The organism is Nonomuraea solani (genome assembly GCF_900108335.1).
GTDB classification, from domain to species: Bacteria; Actinomycetota; Actinomycetes; order Streptosporangiales; family Streptosporangiaceae; genus Nonomuraea; species Nonomuraea solani.
This window is the reverse complement of sequence record NZ_FNVT01000010.1, coordinates 27,901-47,712: the sequence shown is the minus strand read 5'-3', so window position 1 is coordinate 47,712 and position 19,812 is coordinate 27,901. Positions and strand designations below refer to the sequence as shown.

14 protein-coding genes are annotated in these 19,812 nt (G+C 70.3%); 10 read left to right on the top strand and 4 right to left on the bottom strand.

What is annotated here, in order from left to right; genetic code table 11:
- Positions 1-84: 84 nt before the first annotated feature.
- Positions 85-1,728, bottom strand: coding sequence for a RecQ family ATP-dependent DNA helicase (locus tag C4V41_RS31715; RefSeq protein WP_103959644.1), 1,644 nt, complete (start codon positions 1,726-1,728; stop codon positions 85-87).
- Between the two features lie 153 nt (positions 1,729-1,881).
- On the opposite strand from C4V41_RS31715, the gene C4V41_RS31710 reads away from it, so the two are divergent.
- On the top strand, positions 1,882-3,267 hold the full coding sequence (locus tag C4V41_RS31710) for an SPFH domain-containing protein (RefSeq protein WP_103959643.1): 1,386 nt from the start codon (positions 1,882-1,884) through the stop codon (positions 3,265-3,267).
- Between the two features lie 15 nt (positions 3,268-3,282).
- Here C4V41_RS31710 and C4V41_RS31705 read toward each other — a convergent pair whose 3' ends face one another.
- Entirely contained in the window at positions 3,283-3,867 is a 585-nt protein-coding gene (locus C4V41_RS31705) for a hypothetical protein (RefSeq protein ID WP_146103862.1), read from the bottom strand.
- 13 nt (positions 3,868-3,880) lie between these two features.
- On the bottom strand, positions 3,881-4,405 hold the full coding sequence (locus C4V41_RS31700) for a zinc metalloprotease (RefSeq protein ID WP_146103861.1): 525 nt from the start codon (positions 4,403-4,405) through the stop codon (positions 3,881-3,883).
- Between the two features lie 303 nt (positions 4,406-4,708).
- Between C4V41_RS31700 and C4V41_RS62140 the strand changes: the two genes are divergently transcribed.
- A complete protein-coding gene (locus C4V41_RS62140) occupies positions 4,709-4,846 on the top strand; it encodes a hypothetical protein (protein WP_160150472.1) in 138 nt (45 codons plus the stop codon).
- A gap of 104 nt (positions 4,847-4,950) precedes the next feature.
- Here C4V41_RS62140 and C4V41_RS31695 read toward each other — a convergent pair whose 3' ends face one another.
- Positions 4,951-5,901, bottom strand: a complete 951-nt coding sequence (locus C4V41_RS31695; RefSeq protein ID WP_103959640.1) for a GlxA family transcriptional regulator — start codon at positions 5,899-5,901, stop codon at positions 4,951-4,953.
- A gap of 255 nt (positions 5,902-6,156) precedes the next feature.
- Here C4V41_RS31695 and C4V41_RS31690 point away from each other — a divergent pair, with 255 nt between their 5' ends.
- The 8 genes from C4V41_RS31690 to C4V41_RS31655 are packed head-to-tail and all read left to right on the top strand — an operon-like array spanning position 6,157 to position 19,784.
- Entirely contained in the window at positions 6,157-7,347 is a 1,191-nt protein-coding gene (locus tag C4V41_RS31690; RefSeq protein ID WP_103959639.1) for an ROK family transcriptional regulator, read from the top strand.
- A 44-nt stretch (positions 7,348-7,391) separates the two neighbouring features.
- A complete protein-coding gene (locus C4V41_RS31685; protein ID WP_235030488.1) occupies positions 7,392-8,279 on the top strand; it encodes a carbohydrate ABC transporter permease in 888 nt (295 codons plus the stop codon).
- On the top strand, positions 8,272-9,081 hold the full coding sequence (locus C4V41_RS31680) for a carbohydrate ABC transporter permease (RefSeq protein ID WP_103959638.1): 810 nt from the start codon (positions 8,272-8,274) through the stop codon (positions 9,079-9,081). Before C4V41_RS31685 ends, C4V41_RS31680 begins: the two co-directional genes overlap by 8 nt.
- Positions 9,082-9,093: 12 nt before the next feature.
- Positions 9,094-10,356 carry an ABC transporter substrate-binding protein gene (locus C4V41_RS31675; protein ID WP_103959637.1) on the top strand — a complete coding sequence of 421 codons (1,263 nt, stop codon included), beginning with the start codon at positions 9,094-9,096 and terminating at the stop codon, positions 10,354-10,356.
- A 35-nt stretch (positions 10,357-10,391) separates the two neighbouring features.
- Complete coding sequence (locus tag C4V41_RS31670; RefSeq protein ID WP_103959636.1) at positions 10,392-11,477, top strand: glycoside hydrolase family 15 protein; 1,086 nt, start codon at positions 10,392-10,394, stop codon at positions 11,475-11,477.
- Complete coding sequence (locus tag C4V41_RS31665) at positions 11,474-13,681, top strand: glycoside hydrolase family 31 protein (RefSeq protein WP_103959635.1); 2,208 nt, start codon at positions 11,474-11,476, stop codon at positions 13,679-13,681. Before C4V41_RS31670 ends, C4V41_RS31665 begins: the two co-directional genes overlap by 4 nt.
- A gap of 14 nt (positions 13,682-13,695) precedes the next feature.
- Positions 13,696-16,959, top strand: a complete 3,264-nt coding sequence (locus C4V41_RS31660) for a TIM-barrel domain-containing protein (RefSeq protein WP_103959634.1) — start codon at positions 13,696-13,698, stop codon at positions 16,957-16,959.
- Complete coding sequence (locus C4V41_RS31655) at positions 16,956-19,784, top strand: TIM-barrel domain-containing protein (protein ID WP_103959633.1); 2,829 nt, start codon at positions 16,956-16,958, stop codon at positions 19,782-19,784. The genes C4V41_RS31660 and C4V41_RS31655 overlap by 4 nt, the downstream gene beginning before the upstream one ends.
- Positions 19,785-19,812: the final 28 nt, after the last annotated feature.

The window sequence follows — 19,812 nt, the reverse complement described above, 5'->3', positions numbered from 1 at the left end:
TGTACGGACGACCGCATCTTTTCCGGAGACCGCCGGTCCTGTCAATGGCCCTCTTTTTCAATGTGGAGGTGGTAGCCCCAACGGCTACGAGTGGCGCAGGACGTCGTCCACCACGGCCAGCGACAGGGTCTTGTAGCCGACCGAGTCGAACAGCACGGTGATCCGGTCGTGCTCGCGGCTCATGACCGTCCCCGGGCCCCACATCGTGTGGGTCACCTTCGCCTGGACGGGGAACCCGCCCTCGTCGGGCACCGGCTCGGGAGTCGTCTCGCCGTTCCGGCAGGTGTCGCACGAGCCGCACGGACCGGCGTACGGCTCGCCGAAGTATTCGAGCAGGAAGCGGCGCCGGCAGCCCCGCGTCTCGGCGTAGCCGCGCATCATGTCGATGCGCGAGTCGTCGACGCGGTGCCGGGCCTCGTCCAGTTCGACGGCGCGCGCGGCCGCCTGCTCCGGGGTGAGGGTGGCGGAGGTGTAGCGCAGGTCGCCGGTGTCGGTCACGGAGAGCGCGCCCGCCCGTTCCAGCAGATTGACGAGCCGGGTGAGGTGGGACGTGCTCACTTTGAGCAGCTTGGCCAGCTCGCCCGCGGGCACCGTACCGGCGTGCTCGCGGGCCAGCGTCGCCACCCGCAGCAGCGCGTCGGCGTCGGCCCGGCCGCCGGTGAAGAACCGGCGCAGGCCCAGGTCCTCCTGCCGGTAGAACAGCACCGCCGTGGCGGGCACGCCGTCCCGGCCCGCGCGGCCGATCTCCTGGTAGTAGGCGTCGGGCGACTCGGGCGGGGCGGCGTGCAGCACGTAGCGCACGTCCGGCCGGTCGATGCCCATCCCGAACGCCGACGTCGCGACGATCGTGTCCACGTCACCGGCGGTGAACAGCTCGTGTACGCGGGTGCGCTCGGTGGCGCGCATGCCCCCGTGGTACGGCTCGGCCCGGCGCCCCTTGCCGGCCAGCGCGGCGGCGTACTCCTCGGTCTCCCGGCGGGTGGCGACGTACACCAGGCCGAGGCCCTCGCGGGAGGCGGCGTCCTCGATCAGCGCCTCGCTCTTGTCCTGCGCGCGGACGAAGCGCCGCACCTCCAGCGCGATGTTCGGCCGGTCGAACCCCCTGACGATCTCCACCGGGCGGGCCAGCCCGAGCGAGCGGACGATCTCCTCGCGGACGTTCGGCGCGGCGGTGGCGGTCATCGCGACCACCGGCGGATGCCCCAGACGCTCGATGACCTTCCCGAGCCGCAGGTAGTCGGGGCGGAAGTCGTGGCCCCAGGACGAGACGCAGTGGGCCTCGTCGATCGCGATCAGCGACGGCCTGGCCCGCGCGAGCCGTTCGACGACGTCGGGCTTGGCGAGCTGTTCCGGGGACAGGAACACGAACGCCGCGTCGCCCGCCGTCACCTTCTCCAGCCCCGCCTCGACGGAGGAGGTCGAGTTCACCGCCACGGCGCCGCCCGCGTCGGCCTTGAGCAGGCCGGTCACCTGGTCGCGCTGGAGCGCGATGAGCGGCGAGACGACGATGGCGGGGCCGTCGAGCAGCAGCGCCGGCACCTGGTAGACCGCCGACTTGCCGCCGCCGGTCGGCATGATCAGCAGGACGTCACGGCCCTTGAGCAGGTGTTCCATCGCCTCCTGCTGGCCCGGTCGCAGCCGCGGCCAGCCGAAGCTCCGCCGAGCCGTGGCCCGTAACCGCCGTCCCTGCCGTCCGAACCGGCTCTTCAGCCTCATCCACAATCGCATGCCACCCATCCTCCACTCGGTGGGGCGCTCATTACCCGCAGGCGCGGCCCGCATGCCCCATCGGACGGCGCTTGCGGCGATTGGATTGTGGTTGCGGCGATTCGGCGGCTTAGGCGAGACTCGGCGGCAGTCGTGAGGCGGGCCGGAGGAACGATGAGCACCACCACGGGCAAGGGCAATGCCTATCTGGATCAGGTCGTCGCGCAGCAGGCGGTGCTCGAGGACGATCTGCGGGCGCGCCGCGGCGGCCCCGGCGAGCCGTCACCCGGCGCGGCGGGCCCGCTGCTCAAGCGCGAGCGGGCCCTGGGCGGCGGCCCTCCCGAGAAGGCGACGCCCGGCCCGGTGGACGTGCGGATCACCGGCTTCTGGCGCTGGAAGAACGTGCTCGTCCCGCCCAACGCCTTCGTGGTGCACACCCGGCGCGGCCGCGAGAACCCGCTGCACATCGGCCTGGGCGTGTCGTTCCGGTTCAACCCGGCCACCGACTCGTTCCTGGTGGTGCCGGGGGCCACGCAGACGATCCTCATCAACGCGTACTGCATCTGCCGCGAGTTGCAGGGCGTCCTGGTGCAGGGGTACGTGCAGTGGGGCATCCAGTCCTTTTCCATCGCGTACCGGAAACTGGACTTCGGCGACCAGGCCGACCCGATGCGGCTCGTCAACCTGCAGCTGCGGGAGCAGGCGGAGGCGGCCATCAAGGACAAGGTCGCGACCATGGGCGTGCGCGACGTGCTCAGCGACAAGCAGCCCATCATCGAGGAGCTGACGGCCCGGCTGCGCGCGGTGGCCGAGGGCGAGGACAACACCGACCAGGGGCTCGGGCTGCGCATCGTCACCGTACAGATCAAGGAGGCCGTCGTCAGCTCGTCGCGGCTCTGGGAGAACCTGCAGAAGCCCTACCGGGCCGAGCAGGGGCAGCTCGCCCGGCTGGCCGAGCTGGAGTCGGAGGAGGCGGTCGCGCAGCGCGAGATGGCGGCCGAGCGGCTCAAGGAGACGCAGCGCCTGGAGTACGAGCGGGAGCTCGCCGAGCTGCGGGCCCGCAACGAGGCGTGGCAGTTCGACACCGAGGTGGCCGAGCGGCTGCGGCGTACGCAGCGCGAGCACGACGACTCCAGGGCGGTGGCGGAGCTGGAGACCGAGACGACCCGGCACGCGCTGCGGATGGAGCGCGAGCGGCACGCCGAGGAGGCCGAGACCGGCCGGCTCCGGATCGAACGGGAGCGGGAGCTGAAGCGCCTGGAGCTCGACGGCGAGCTGGAGCTGGCCCGCTCCCAGGTGCTGGCCGACCACGAGCGGGCGCTGCTCGACGTGGAGCGGACGCGGCTGCGGGCCGACATCGACAACCGGCAGACGCCGGCCAGCCTGCAGGCCAAGCTGATCGGCCTGCTCCCCGAGATCATGGCGAAGCTCCCCCAGCCGGAGGAGCTGCGCATGGTGTCGATCAACGGCGGCGACCGGACGACCGTGTCGGGCCTGCTGGCCGAGCTCGCCGTGGTGATCGGGGTGCTGCGGTCGGCGATCGACGAGCCTTCGAAATGAAAAGGCCTTTTTCGATCAGGACATCGATTCCAGTTCGGTACGCGCCAGCTTGATGGAATTCTCCGGCAGTGACGCGGGATTACCGGCGGCGTCCAGCGGATATTTCGCCTGGACGGGGTTCAGCAGCGCGGCCGGCGAGTCCGGATACGTTTCCAGGAACAGGACGTAACCGCTGTCCTGGTTGAGCGCGGTGGTGTGCTCCTCCTGGTAGGTCACGCCGTCGAAGGTGCCGCCGAGTTCCTTGACCTCGATCGACTGCCCCTCCTTGGCCTCACCCTTGAACACCTTCACGATCTGGGCGGTGTAGACGGTGATGACCATCGGCGGCGCCTCGGGCTGGGCGGCCACCGCGGCGGGGGCTCCGGCCTGCGGGTTGAGCTGCGGGTCCGTCTCGGCGGGATCGGGCGCCGCCTCCTTCTCCTGGAGGTAGCGCGGCTCTCCGACGATGCGGGCCTCGACGACCAGATTCGCCTTGTCGTAGAGCGCGTCGGCGCTCTCGTACTGGGGATAGTCGGCTCGGTAGAGAATGGGCTCTTCATGGCTCGAGCACGCGGTCATGAACACCGCGACGAAGACGAGCGCTCCAAGTCGCCGTAGCACGCGGCGGCCCCCTTTAGTAGTAGGCGTTGACGTCGGCGACATCGTGCGACTGCGGCTTGGTCATCGAGTTACGGTTGCGGCTCGTGTTCATGATCGACGTGGTCGAGTTGTGCGCGAGGTTCAGCGCGTGCCCGAACTCGTGGACCAGCGTGCTCGTGACGAAGTTCGAGAAGTTGGACGCGTCCCTGTTGATGGTGCGCGTGTTCAACTTGACGTACATGCACATGCCGCCGCACCGCTGGTAGGTGCCGTACCAGGTGTTGCTGTACGACTTCACCGTGATGGTCGAGCCCGAATTCGTGCTCTTGTAGAAATGGGCGGGGCTCGACGTGGCGTTCCAATTGGCCAGAGCCTTGTTCATCGGCGCCTGCCAGGTGCTGTTGTAGCTGTACGGGTACATGTGGATCCGGGCGATGTCCTGGCCGGTGCCGTTCCAGTGCGCGGCTGCCGGGGAACCACCCGTCACCACCACCAGCATGACGACGACGGCCGCCAGGAATCCGCGTCGTGCGTGACGTATCAATACTCTCGAATGCATTTCGAGATGACACTCCTTGCGTGCCGAGGGGGTGTCGTGCGGGAAGCACGGAAAAGGGCCTGGAAAAATCGCGGGCCCGGTTATTCAAGGAGAGGCTCGAAGGCTGATCGCAGCGCTTCGAGAGGAGTATGAACGGCTGATGATCACCTGTCAAGGGAAGGCGGCGCCCCCAGAGTGACGGACATGTTCCCTGACCTGCGAGAAATTCACTCGGACGAGTCCTACGCCGCCCGGCGCGACTGCTGCCGGATTCCCCTTGGCTGAAGGTGGCCGTTCCTCGCTCTCCGAGGTCAGGGGGCTGCCGTGGCGGGAACCGACCGCGCGACCGAACTGGCGCCGGCCGGGCAGGTGGGCACGCTCCCGGCACGGCTGAGAGAGGTGCCGCTCACCGGCTCCGAAGTCCTTCACCCGTCCTCTCCTTTGTTCGGCGACCTGGCCTGAATGTCGCCCCGGACTTCCCGATGGAAATGCTCGCCTATACCTTTCTGCACGATTTCGAGGTGCTGGAGAGAACACCGTTCGACCTGAACGACCTCGCACAAACGCTATGGGGCGTTGGTTCGGAAGGAGGAGCGGTAGGACTGCGGGGTGACGCCGACGACCTTCTTGAAGCGTTCCCGGAAAGCGGTGGGTGAGCCGAAGCCGGCCTGCGTGGCGATGCGCTCGACGCCGTGGTCGGTGGTCTCCAGCAGAAATTGGGCGCGGCGGACACGGGCTCGCAGCAGCCACTGCAGCGGGGTGGTGCCGGTCTGCTCCCGGAAGCGGCGGCTGAAGGTCCGCTCGCTGAGGCCGCTGCGGCCGGCCATCTCACCGAGGGTCATCTCGTGGGCCAGGTTGTCCTCGATCCAGGACAGCACGGGCTCCAGCAGCGAGCCCTGGGGCACCGGCGGCTGGGCGTGCACGATGAACTGGGCCTGCCCGCCCTCGCGTTCCAGGGGCGTCACCGACAGCCGGGCCAGGTCGGCGGCGACCGCCGAGCCGAAGTCGCGGCGGACGAGGTAAAGGCACAGGTCCAGCCCGGCCGCGGCGCCGGCCGAGGTCAGGATCTGGCCGTTGTCGACGTAGAGCACGTCCGGCCGTACGTCGACGCGCGGAAACCGTTCGGCCAGCCGGTGGGCGGCGATCCAGTGCGTGGTCGCGCTCAACCCGTCGAGCAGCCCGGCCGCGGCGAGGGTGAACGCGCCCGCGCAAATAGAGGCGATCCGGGTGCCCGCGGCCGCCGCCGCCCGCAGCGCGTCGAGCACCTCCCGGCCCGGCGGGGCGGCCACCTCTGAACAACCCGGCACCACGATCGTGTCCGCTTCGCGCAGCGCCTCCAGGCCGTGCGGGGCGGCGAGCGTGAACGTGTCGGTGACCACCTGCGGCGTCGCCGCACACACCAGCACCCGGTACGGCCGCCGCCCGTCCGCCAGGCGCGCCCGCCCGAACGCCTCGATCGGGGTCGCCATGTCGGCCGCCACCACATGATCCAGAGCCAGGACCGCCACCGTGTGCATGGGGCCACGGTAGGCGAGAACCCGCCATTCGCGAATCGCCTGGTCAGCACACAGACGCCGGGCGCGACCACTGACAGGCGTGGCTGGCGGAAACCCGTTGGAAATTGTCGATTCAGCCCATGGGGTCGTAACGGTCCTCGTGATCGTCCGGCCCGGCTCACCGAGATCGGTGAGGGTCTTCTTCGCTCTTGACAGGAGAGTGGCCGCGCCGCACTATCTTCACCACTAACTTTATTCCTAAAGAAAGTCCTCTACATGGCAGGCACGGACCGCGGCGACCTGACCAGGACGGCGATTCTCGCCCTTCTGGGCACGGTCGGCCCGTTGAGCCGGAGCGAGATGGCCCGCGAGTTGGATCTCAGCCCGGCCACCGTCACACAGCTCACCAAGGAGCTCATCGGGCACGGGATGCTGGAGGAGCTGGACCTGAAGCCATCGCGCGGCGGCCGGCCGGCTCAGCGGCTCGGGCTGGTGGGGAGTGCCGGACGGGCGCTCGGCGTGAAGGTGACGGCCGATCATCTGGTGCTGGTGGACGTACGGCTCGATGGTGAGGTGCTCGGGTCCTGGGAGCTGCCGCACGATCCGGCGGCGCCCGGCGCGCTCGACCACCTGGCGGACGCGGTGGAATCGGTGGTCCAGGAGATCTCCGGGGTGCCGCCGCTGCTCGGGGTCGGGGTCGGGGTGCCGGGCAGCGTGGACGACCAGGCGGTCGGCACGGTCAACGCGCCGACGCTCGGCTGGCAGGCCATGCCCGTGGGCGAACGGCTGCGGCGCCGGCTCAATCTTCCCGTCCTGGTCGAGAACGACGTGAACGCCCTGGCCGCGGCCGAGCGCCTTTATGGCCGGGGGCGTACGCACCGCGACTTCCTCGTGGTGACGATCGGGCGCGGCGTCGGAGCGGCGATCGTCGCCGACGGCCGCGTGTACCGGGGCGCCCGGGGCGGCGCGGGCGAATTCGGTCACCTGCCGGTGGATCCCGAAGGCCCGCCCTGCGGCTGCGGCGCCCGGGGCTGCCTGGAGGCGTTCGTCGGCTCGGCGGGCCTCCTGGCCGCCGCCCGCACCAAGACGACGGCCGAGGGCCTGGCCGCGCTCGGGAGGGCCGCCGCGGGCGGGGACGGAGGCGCGCGGGAGGTGTTCGCCGAGGCCGGGGCGATTCTGGGCCGGGCCACGGCGGGGCTGATCAACGTGGTGGACCCCGAGTTCGTGGTGGTGCTCGGTGAGGGTACGGCCGACTGGCCGCTGTGGCGGATCGGGTTCGAGCCGGCGCTGCGGGCCCAGCTGTATCCGGGCCGCCGTGACATCTCCGTCGAGGTCGAGAGCTGGGACGACACGAGCTGGGCCCAGGGGGCGGCGGCGCTGGTGCTGGCCACCCCGTTCGACGCCGCCGGAGCGGCGGGCGAGCAGGGCCGCCTCGTACGCGCCCGTCTGATCGGAGCCGCCCCGTGAGCGTCCGGCAGGCTCTTCCCGAAACCCCGCCGAAGGTGGCCCACGTGCGGCCGAAGCGGCGAGGTAAGTGGCGTTATGCCGGCACCGTCGCGGTGTTCCTGTTGCCGAGCCTCGTGCCGCTGGTCCTCTACACCCTGATCCCGATGATCGGCTCGCTCTGGATCAGCCTGCACGAATGGGACCTCATCACCGACATGCGCTGGGTCGGTCTGGGCAACTATCTGGAGCTCATCGGCGACCCCGACACCCGCGCCGCGTTCCTGCACACCCTGTACTTCATCGCCGGCTACCTCCCCCTCGTCTACCTCGGCGGCCTGGGCCTGGCGGTGCTGCTCAACCGGGCGATGCCCGCGCGCGGCCTGCTGCGCGGCGTCTACTTCCTGCCGGTGATCACGAGCTGGGTGGTCGTCGCGCTGATGTGGAAGTGGCTGCTCAACCCGGCCAGCGGCATCGTCAACTGGGCGCTCGGCCTGGTCGGCGTGAGCGGGCCGGGCTGGTGGACCGACCCCGACTGGGCGATGCCGTCGATCATCCTCGCCTCGGCCTGGAAGGACCTGGGCTTCGTGATGATCATCCTGCTGGCCGGGTTGCAGGCGATCCCCCGCGAGTTCCAGGAGGCCGCCATGGTGGACGGCGCCACGGCCTGGCGCAGGTTCCGGCACATCACGCTGCCGCTGCTGTCGCCCTCGACGTTCTTCGTGGTGGTGATCTCGCTGATCAACGGCTTCCAGGTGTTCGACCAGGTCCAGATCATGACGGGCGGCGGGCCGGGCGGCGCGACGCAGGTGGTGGTGTCGCAGATCTATGACCTCACCTTCCGGTATGGCCGCGCCGGCGCCGCCTCGGCACTCTCGTGGCTGCTGTTCGCGCTCGTGCTGCTGGTGACCATCGTGCAGATCCGGGGCCAGAGGCGGTGGGTGACCTATGGGTAGGAAGGCGATCCGCTATCTCCTGGTGGGGATAGGCGCGCTGGTCATGTTGTTCCCGTTCGGCTGGGCGGTGATCACCTCGATCACGCCGAGCGACGCCGTCCTGGCCGTGCCGCCCGACTTCACCCCCGAGGGCGCGAGCCTGGACGCGTACGGCAGGCTGCTGGAGACGCTGCCGTTCTGGCGGATCGTGCTCAACAGCGCCTGGATCGGCGCCGCCTCCACCGCGTTGCAGCTCGTCACGAGCGCGATGGCGGCGTACGCGTTCGCCCGCCTGCCCTTCCCCGGCAGAGGCGCGCTGTTCGCGGTCTACCTCGCGACGCTGATGATGCCGCTGCCGGTGCTGGTCGTGCCGCTGTTCATCGAGATGCGCACGTTCAACCTGGTCGACACCTACTTCGCGCTGCTCGCGCCGACGATCGCCTCCGCGTTCGGCGTGTTCCTGCTGCGGCAGGCGATCAACCAGGTGCCGAGGGAGTTCGACGAGGCGGCCGTGCTGGACGGTGCCGGACATTTCCGGATCTTTGCGTACGTGGTGCTGCCGCTCATCCGCCCGGCCCTCGCCACGTTCGCCATCTTCGGCTTCATGGCGAGCTGGAACAGCTACCTGTGGCCGCTGATCATCATCAAGTCGCCCGAGTTCATGACGCTGCCCCTGGGTCTGGCGACCCTGCACGGCCAGTTCACCACGCAGTGGGACGTGGTGATGGCCGGTTCGGTCGTCAGCGTCGTCCCGATCCTCATCTTGTACGTCTTCGCGCAGAAGCACGTCATAGCCAGCGTCGCGCAGAGCGGGCTCAAGTAAAGGAAACCCCCCATGTCACGACACATCAAGATCGTCACCGCCGTCGCGGCGGCCGCGCTGCTCGCCACCGCCTGCTCGCAAGGCTCGGCCACCAAGGGCACCGACTCCGCGACCGGCAAGGTGACGCTGCGGTACTTCACCTTCTCCGCCGCGCCCGACCACGTGAAGGACCTCGACACCATCGAGAAGGCCTTCGAGAAGGAGAACCCGAACGTGGACGTGGTCGTCGAGACCGCCCCCTTCGACCAGTACTTCACCAAGCTCCAGACCAGCATCGCGGGCGGCACGGCGCCGGACACGTTCGAGCTCAACTACGAGAACTTCGTCACCTACGCCAGCGCCGGCTCCCTGCTCGACCTCGCCACGGTCGCGGGCGACGGCGGCACCGCGGTGTACGCCCAGGAGTCGCTCAACGCCTTCAAGCGCGACGGCAAGCAGTACGCGCTGCCCGCCTCCTTCTCCACGGTCGTGCTCTTCTACAACAAGGACCTGTTCGACAAGGCCGGCGTGGCCCCGCCGACCGCCGACTGGACGTGGGCCGACGAGCAGGCCGCCGCGGCGAAGCTGACCGACAAGAAGAAGGGCGTGTACGGCGACTTCCAGCCGGTGCAGTTCTTCGAGTTCTACAAGACGCTCAAGCAGGCGGGCGGCGAGTTCCTGTCGGCGGACGGCAGGAAGTCGGCGTTCAACGGCCCGCAGGGCGTCAAGGCGGCCACCTGGCTGGTGTCGAAGGTGGGCAAGACGATGCCGACCGAGGCCGAGATCGGCGGCACCGCCGACTACGACACGAACCTGTTCAAGTCCGGCAAGCTCGCCATGTGGCACAACGGCATCTGGCAGTTCGCGGGCCTGAAGGACGTGCCGTTCGATTGGGACGTGGTCGTCGAGCCGGGTGACGCGGCCAAGGCCAGCGCGGTCTTCCACAACGCGGTCGCCGCCTCCTCGACCACCAAGCACGGCAAGGAGGCGTGGGCCTGGGCCCGCTTCCTGTCCGCCTCGGACACCGCCGCGAACACCCGAGTCCAGTCGTCGTGGGAGCTGCCGCCGGTCTCCGACCAGCAGGTGCTGTCCGGCTATCTCAAGGATCCCAAGCCGGCCAATCGGCAGGCGGTCTTCGACTCGCTCAAGTCCATCGCGCTGCCGCCGGTGATCAAGCGCCAGCAGGAGATGCAGGACGCGGTGACCAAGGAGCTCGGCGAGGCCGCGGCCGGCCGCAAGTCCGTCGAGGACGCGCTCAAGGCGGCCGCCGCCGAAGTCGACGCCCTGCTCGGCTAGACCTTCTCGTTCCTACGCACTACAGGAGAGATTCGTTGTCCCTCGTCGCGCACAGCCTCGACGTGATCAAGCGCTTGCAGGCGCCTTCCGGGGCCTATCCGGCCTCGCCCACCTTCTCCGCCTACCGCGGCTACTCCTGGCTGCGCGACGGCGCGTTCATCGCCGAGGGGGTGAGCAGGCACGGTGACGTGGCCGGCGCGGACGCCTTCCACGCCTGGTGCGCGCGGGTGGTCGGCGACCGCGCGGGCCAGGTGGACGCGCTGGTGTCCCGCGCGGGGCGCGGCGAGGCGGTTCCGGCCGCCGAGATGCTGCCGACCCGGTTCACGCTGGACGGTGTCGACGGCGACGACGACTGGTGGGACTTCCAGCTCGACGGGTACGGCACGTGGCTGTGGGCGCTGCGGGAGCACGGCGTCCGGCACGGCCACGTGGTGCCCGGCGTGGAGAAGGGCGTCAGGACGGCGGCCCGCTATCTGACCGCGTTCTGGCACGTGCCCTGTTACGACTGGTGGGAGGAGCACGTCGAGCACCGTCACGTGGCGACGCTCGGCTCGATCCACGCGGGGCTGCGCGCGGCGATCGCGCTCGGCGTCCTGAGCGGCCCGGAGTCGGCCGCGGCGGCCGAGGCCGTCGAGGGCATCGCCGGGCTCGTGGCGCAGGAGGGCGTCACTCAGGAGGGACATCTGCGCAAGTGGCTCGGCAGTGACGCGGTGGACGCGAGCCTGCTGGCCTGTGTGGAGCCGTTCGGGCTGTATCCGGCCGGGCATCCGGCCGGCGAGGCGACGGTCGCGGAGGTCGAACGGCAGCTCGCCCGCGACGGCGGCGTCTACCGCTACCTCGACGACACCTTCTACGGCGGCGGGCGGTGGGTGCTGCTCGCCGGGTTCCTCGGCTGGAACCACGCCCGCGCCGGGCGGCGGGCCGAGGCGGCACGCTATCTGGAGTGGATGGCCGCGCAGGCGAACCCTGCGGGCGACCTGCCCGAGCAGGTGCCCGGCCTGCTGCTGGCGCCGGATCGGCGGCAGGAGTGGCTGGATCGCTGGGGGCCGGTGGCCACGCCGCTGCTGTGGTCGCACGGCATGTACCTGGTGCTCGCGGACGAGCTGGGGGTGACGGCATGATCCGGCACCGGCCGTACGGCTCGGGGCATCCGTACGCGGAGACCGAGGACCAGCGTGTCCCGGCCAGGCCGCTGGACGGAGAAACGGCGGAGCTGCGGGTGCGGGCGTCCGCGCGGGTGACCTCCGTCGTGTGCGAGTGGACCGCGGACGGCGCCGCACCCGTCGAGCTACCGCTGACCAGGGTAAACGCGACCGAAACGGGCGGCACGACGGGCGACGGCGGTCATCTGGCCGCCGCTCAGGCGCGGGCGGCGCGGGCCGTCGCCGGTTCCTGGAGTGTGCGCACCCCCGCCCTGCGCGCCGGAACCCGCTACGCCTACCGCTTCCGGGCCACGACCGGTGACGGCGCGGCCCGTACGAGCCGCTGGTTCGAGGTGACGGCGGCGAGCTGGTCGGACGCCGGCGGCAAGCTGGAGGTCACCGGCGCCGACCGGATCGTGCCGGGCAGCGTGCGCTGGCTCGCCGACGGCGACGGCCCGCTGCGGGTGCGGTTCGAGCTGGAGCTCACGCCGGAGGAGCACGTGGTCGGCTTCGGCGAGCGGTTCGACGCCGTGGACCAGGTCGGCCGGGCCCTGGACGCGGTGGTGTTCGAGCAGTACAAGGCGCAGGGCCGGCACGGGCGCACGTACCTGCCGATGCCGTACGCGATGGTCATGGGCGGCCCGGCGAGCTGGGGCTGGCACGTCCAGACCTCCCGCAGGACCTGGTACGACGTCGGCGCCGCGCGGCCGGGCCGGATCGTCGTCGAGGCCGAGACCGGCCGGGACGGCGAGCTGGGCGTGCGCTTCTACGGCGGCGAGCGCCCCGCGGACGTGCTGGACGCCTTCCTCGGCGACGCCGGACGCCCGGCCGAGCTGCCGGAGTGGGTGTTCCGGCTGTGGGCCAGCGGCAACGAGTGGAACACCCAGCAGCGCGTGCTGGCCGAGATGGACCGGCACCGCGAGCACGGCATCCCGGTGGGCGCGCTGGTCATCGAGGCGTGGAGCGACGAGACGACGTTCACGGCGTTCCGCGGCGCGGAGTACGAGCCGTCCGGCGAGCCCCACCGGCTGGCCGACTACACCTTCCCCGAGGACGGCCCGTGGCCGGACCCCAAGGCCATGGTGGACGAGCTGCACCGCAGGGGCGTCAAGGTGCTGCTCTGGCAGATCCCGCTGCAGAAGACGCGCCCGCACCCCCGCCACCAGGCCGCCGTGGACGCGAAGCAGCTCGTCGAGCGCGGGTACGGGGTGCGCGAGGCCGGCGGCCGCCCCTACCGCAACCGGGGCTGGTGGTTCCCGCTCGCGCTCATGCCCGACCTGTCCGCGCGGGAGGTGCGCGACTGGTGGACGGCCAAGCGGCGCTACCTGGTCGACGAGGTGGGGATCGACGGGTTCAAGACCGACGGCGGCGAGCACGCCTGGGGTCACGACCTGCGCTACGCCGACGGGCGCGACGGCGCGGCGGGCAACGGGCTGTTCCCCGTGCACTACGCCCGCGCGTTCGGCGACCTGCTGCGCGCGTGCGGCAAGGCGCCGGTGACGTTCAGCCGGGCCGGGTTCGCGGGGTCGCAGCCGCACGGGGTCTTCTGGGCCGGGGACGAGGACTCGACGTGGGAGGCGTTCCGTTCCTCGATCAGGGCCGGGATCACGGCCTCGGCCTGCGGGATCGTCTATTGGGGCTGGGACCTGGCCGGGTTCTCAGGGCCGGTGCCGGACGCCGAGCTCTATCTGCGCGCGGCGGGGGCGTCGGCGTTCATGCCGATCATGCAGTACCACTCGGAGTTCAACCACCATCGCACGCCCATCAGGGACCGCACGCCGTGGAACGTCGCCGCCCAGACCGGGGACGAGCGGGTGATCCCGGTGTTCCGCGGGCTGGCGGAGCTGCGGGAGCGGCTGGTGCCGTATCTGGCGGAGCAGGCACGGGCGGCGGTCGCCGGTGGCGCGCCGCTGATGCGCGGGCTGTTCTTCGACCATCCGGCGGATCCGGAGGTGTGGCGGCATCCGCTGCAGTACAAGCTCGGTGACGCGCTGCTGGTGGCGCCCGTGACCGAGCCCGGCGTTACGGAAATTTCCGTCTATCTCCCTGAAGGTGGCTGGGCCGACGTCTGGACCGGGCGCGACCTGACCGGCGGGCGGACGGTGATCCTGCCCGCGCCCCTCGACCGCCCGCCCGTCCTGTGCGCGGCGGAGCACTGGTCCCGTCTGTCCGCCATCTTCTGAAGAAGGGCACCCCCATGAGCCGGTTACGGTCGGCCGCCATCGTCGTGGCGCTCGTCCTGCTCGCCTCCCTCGTCACCATTCCCGCGTACGCGCTGGACGGCATCCACCACAATCCGACCGGAATCGACGACCTCTACTCCAGTGAGCCGACCGAACGCCTCCCCCGCGACCCGATGGCCGGTGAGGCGGTCCGGATCAACGCCACGACGTGGCCGATCGAGTCCGGCCAGACGGTCTGGGTGACCTGGACGAAGAACGGCGTGAACCAGACCCCGGTGGGCGCCGCCTGGGACCACAACAGCGGCAACAACAGCTACTGGCGGATCGACCTCGGCACGTTCGCCCGGGGTGACCGGATCTCGTACACGGTCAACGCCGACGTGAACGGCGGCGGGCAGAAGAGCACCGGCCCGTTCGCGTTCACGGTCACCTCGTGGAGCACGGTGACGAACGTGACGGGGTACGTGAACAACGGCACGTCGGTGGATGTCACGACCGGTGACAGCGCGGGGAGCTTCACGCCGAAGATCCGGTTCGCCTTCCCGGCGCTCGACCGGTTCCGAACGCAGATCGCCCCGAGCGGCTCAGGTCTCAACATTTCCGGTTTATCCGGATTTACGGTGACGAACTCGGCCAGCACGTTGACCCTCTCCACCGCGTCACTCGTCCTGAAGATCCAGAAGGCGCCGTACCGGCTGTCGGTCTACAAGGGCGACGGCACGACGCTGATCACCCGCCAGTACGACCCCGCCACCTTCCGCAACATCGGCTGGGCCAGCGACGGCGCCACCACGATCACCAAGATCGAGGACCACTTCATGTCGCCGGCCGGCGAGCGCTTCGAGGGCTTCGGCGAGCGCTACGACCGGCTCGACCAGCGCGGCACCGACGTGCACAACTACGTCTACAACCAGTACCGGGACCAGGGCGCCACCCGGCGCACCTACCTGAGCGTGCCGTTCTTCCTGAACTCGGCCGGGTACGGCGTGCACGTCGCCGGCACCCGCTACGCGATCTTCAACCTGGGCACGCACCTGAGCGACCTGGCCGGCTTCACCGTGGACACCGGCGGCGGCCTGGACTCGACGCTCGACTACCACGTCTTCGCCGGTACGCCGGCCGAGATCGTGGACGACTACACGGCGGTCACCGGGCGGCCGCAACTGCCGCCGAAGTGGGCGTTCGGGGTGTGGATGTCGGCCAACGAGTGGAACACGCAGGCCGAGGTGAACGCCGAGCTGGCGAACGTGGACACATACCAGATCCCGCACACCGCGATGGTGCTGGAGCAGTGGAGCGACGAGGCCACGTTCTACCTGTGGCACGGGGCCACGTACACCCCCAAACCGGGCAGCGGTAAGCCGGCGTACGCGGATCTGACGTTCCCGGCGGGCAGCGCGTGGCAGGACCCGAGGGCCATGGTCACCGGCGCGCACGCCAAGGGCATCAAGATGATCCTCTGGCAGATCCCGGTGCTCAAGGAGAACTTCGACACGAACCCGCCGACCGCGCCGCAGCAGCACCTCAACGACAAGGCGTACGCGCAGGCGCAGGGATACGTCGCGAAGAACGCCACCAACGGCCCCTACCGCATTCCGACCGGCCAGTGGTTCGGCGACAGCATGGTGCCCGACTTCACCAGCACGGCGGCGGCGAACTGGTGGATGAGCAAGCGCGACTACCTGATCGACGAGGTCGGCGTCGACGGCTTCAAGACCGACGGCAGCGAGGCGGTGTTCGGCAGGAGCGTGCAGTTCGCCGACGGCCGCAAGGGCGACGAGATGCACAACGCCTACCCCAACAGCTACACCGGCGCCTACAACGCCTACGTCAAGGGCAAGAGGCCGGACGGCACGATCTTCAGCCGGGCGGGCACGACGGGCGCGCAGAGCAGGTCGATCTTCTGGGCGGGCGACCAGAACTCCAGCTTCGGAGCCTTCCAGGAGGCGGTCAGGGCGCAGCTCAGCGCCGGGCAGTCGGGCGTGCCGTACACGGCGTGGGACCTGGCGGGCTTCACCGGCGACTTCCCCAGTGCCGAGCTGTATCTGCGCTCGGCGGCGCAGGCCACGTTCTCGCCCATCATGCAGTACCACTCGGAGAAGGCGAATCCCGGCACCTCGGAGGCGCGCACGCCGTGGAACGTGCAGGCGCGCACCGGTGACACGAGCGTGGTGCCCAGTTTCCGCAAGTTCGCCAACGTGCGGATGAACCTGATCCCGTACCTGTACACCGAGGCCAAGGCGAGCGCCACGACGGGCGTGCCGATGATGCGGGCCATGAGCTTCGCCTTCCCCGGCGACGCGACGGCGGCGGCGCAGGACCAGCAGTACCTGTTCGGCTCGCAGCTCCTCGTCGCGCCGATCACCACGCAGGGCGCCACCTCGAAGAACGTCTACCTGCCCGCGGGCGAGTGGTACGACCTGTGGAACGGCGGCCGCTTCACCGGGCCCGGCACCAAGACCTACAGCGCGGGCCTGGACACGATCCCCGTCTACGCCAAGCCCGGGGCGATCATCCCCCTCAACCTCAACGCCGACTACCAGCTCGGCGGGGAGATCGGCAACAGCGTGGACGCGTACACGAACCTGACCTTCCGGATCTATCCATCGGGATCGACGTCGTACGCCTACTTCGAGGACTCCGCGAACGCCACCCGCACGATCACCTCGGCCGAGAACTGGGCCGCCCACACGGTGACCGTCACGGTGCCCGCGCTCACCACGACCGGCACGCTGCAGGTCGCGAGCACGAAACCGGCCTCGGTGACCGGCGCGACGGCGCGGGCGAGCCTCGCCGCGCTCAAGGCCGCGGCCGAGGGCTGGTGGTGGGACCCGGTGCGGCAACTCACCCATGTCAAGCTGGCGAGCGCCGCGGCGAACCGGACGATCACCCTCAACGGCGTGGACAAGGCGGCCTACGAGGCCGAGTTCGCGACCGGCACCGGCACGTCCACGAACACCGACCACGCCGGATACACCGGGACGGGGTTCGTGGACGGCTTCGCGAGCGCGGGTGACGCGGTGACGTTCCAGGTCAAGGCCGACGCGGCGGGCAGCCACCAGCTCAAGTTCCGCTACGCGACCACCGTGGCCTCGACCAGGACCATCACTGTGGACGGCGTCGCCGCCGGCACGCTCTCGCTGCCCGCGCTCGCCGACTGGGACACCTGGGGCACCGCGACGCTGACCACCCCGCTCACCGCGGGCGCCCACACCATCAAGATCACGTACGACAGCGGTGGGATCAACCTCGACAACCTGGTGGTGGCCCGGCCATGAAACGAGCGCTCATCTTCCTGACGACCCTGCTCTTACCGCTGCTGGTGGCCCTGCCCGCGCAGGCGGCCGTCCAGCGGGTCCAGTTCACCAGCGGCTCGGCCTACCTGATCGCCGAGTTCCTGGACGACGACCTGGTGCACTTCGAGCTGGCCAACGGCACGTCACCGGGGGCCGGCGCGCCGCTCTTCACCACGCCGCAGGTGGCCAAGACCGACTACACCGGCCCGGCGAGCTTCACCCAGGCGGCCAACACGATCACGACGGGCGCGATGAAGGTCGAGGTCACGGCCGGCACGCTGTGCGTGAAGGTCTACGACCCGGCGCGGCTGCTGTACGAGGCGTGCCCGCGCAACCTGGCCCAGGCGTGGAAGGGCCTGTCGATCACCAAGGGCTCGATCCAGAACGCGTACGGGCTGGGCGAGCAGTTCCTCATGGGCGGCAGCGCGGACGGCGACTGGGTGGGCCGGACGCGCACGCCGGGCGGCCCGTACGGCAACGCGATGGCGTACGACACCGACAACGGCCCGGTCGGCAACGCCCAGATCCCGGTCCTGTTCGCGGTCGGCGCCGCCAACCTCAACTACGGCCTGCTGCTCGACCAGGTCTACAAGCAGGAGTGGAACCTGACCGGCGACCCGTGGACGGTGGACACGTGGGGCGACCAGCTCAGGTGGTACACGATGGCCGGGCCCGACCTGCCCGACCTGCGCAAGGACTACATGGAGCTGACCGGCCGCCCGCCGGTGCCGCCGAAGAAGGCGTTCGGCATGTGGGTGTCGGAGTTCGGCTACGACGGCTGGGCCGAGATCGACAACCGGCTCTCCGGGCTGCGCACGGCGAAGTTCCCGGTGGACGGCTTCGTGCTGGACCTGCCGTGGTTCGGCGGCGTGACGGCGGGCTCCGACAACACGCGCATGGGAAGCCTCACCTGGGACACGGCCGCCTTCCCCAGCCCGTCGGCCACCATCGCGAACTATCAGGCGAACCAGGGCATCGGCCTGATGACGATCGAGGAGTCGTACGTCGGCAGGAACCTGCCCGAACACGCCGACCTGTCCACCCGCGGCCATCTCGTCAGGGCGGGCTGCGCGACGTGCGCGCCCACGTATCTCACCACCAACGACTGGTGGGGCCGCGGCGGCATGATCGACTGGACGCGGGACGCCGCCGGCGACCACTGGCACACGACCAAACGGCAGCCGCTGATCGACGCCGGGATCCAGGGCCACTGGCTGGACCTGGGCGAGCCGGAGATGTACGACGCCGGCGACTGGACCTCGGGCGTCCTGCCCGGCAAGCACGCCCACGCCGACTACCACAACATCTACAACCTCAAGTGGGCCGAGAGCATCGCCCGCGGCTACGCCTCCGGCACCAAGCGGCCGTTCATGCTGGCCCGCTCCGGCGCGGCGGGCATGCAGCGGCACGGCGTGGCCATGTGGTCGGCCGACATCGGCTCCAAGCTGACCGCGCTGGCCCAGCAGCAGAACGCGCAGCTCCACATGTCGATGTCCGGCATCGACTACTACGGCTCCGACATCGGCGGCTTCCGCAGGGAGATGCTCGACTCGGACCTGAACGAGCTGTACACGCAGTGGTTCGCCAACGGCGCGTGGTTCGAGGTGCCGGTGCGCCCGCACACCGAGAACCTGTGCAACTGCGCACAGACCTCCCCGGACAAGATCGGGCACACCGCCAGCAACCTCGCCAACCTCCGCCAGCGCTACGAGCTGACGCCCTACTACTACTCGCTGGCCCACCGGGCCTACCGGTTCGGTGAGCCGGTCGTGCCGCCGCTGGCGTACCACTACCAGAACGACCCGAACGTCCGCGAGTCCGGCAACGAGAAGCTCATCGGCCGCGACCTGCTGGTCGGCGTCGTGGCGGGCGCGGGCGAGCGCGAGCGGGACATCTACCTCCCGGCCGGCACCTGGTACGACTACGCCACGGGCGAGCAGCTCACCAGCACCGGTCAGTGGTTCCCCGACCGCCCGCTGTGGGTGAACGGCGCCTTCCGCCTGCCGGCCTTCGCCAGGGCGGGCGCGATCCTGCCCAAGATGCACGTGGACGACAAGACCATGAACGTCCTGGGCAAGCGCACCGACGCCACCACCAGGAACGAACTGGTCGCCCGCGTCCACCCCGCCACGACCGCCACGAACTTCACCCTCTACGAGGACGACGGCGCCTCGACCGGCTACCAGTCGGGAGCCGTCCGCACCACGCAGATCGACCAGCACCTGACCGGCGGCACCGCGACCGTCACTGTGGCCGCCTCCAGCGGCACCTACCCCGGCGCTCCGGCCACCCGGTCGAACGTCGTCGAGCTGGTCGCGCCCACCCAGTCCTCGGCCGTCACCCTGAACGGCACCCCGCTGACCCAGCACGCCACCAAGTCCGCCTTCGACGCGGCCGCCAGCGGCTGGTACAACGCGGGCGGCAACCTCGTCGTCGCCAAGTCGGCGGCCACGGCCGTCACGACGGCCAAGACGTTCGCGTTCACCCTCGGCCAGGCCCCGGTGTCGGCCACGTTCCGCTGCGACAACGGCACCACGACCCCCGGCCAGTCGGTCTACGCCGTCGGCAACGTGCCGCAGCTCGGCGCGTGGTCGGTGGCGAGCGCGGTCAAGCTCACCCCGTCCGCCTACCCGACCTGGACCGGCACCATCGGCAAGCTGCCGCCCGGCACCCAGGTCGAATGGAAGTGCGTCAAACGGCAGGAGGCGAACTTCCCCGACACGGCCGACCAGTGGCAACCGGGCGCCAACACGGTCTTCACCACCCCGGCCACCGGCGCCTCCGGCACGACGACCGGCACGTTCTGACGGAACGGCGCGCCGCCCCGGGGCGGCG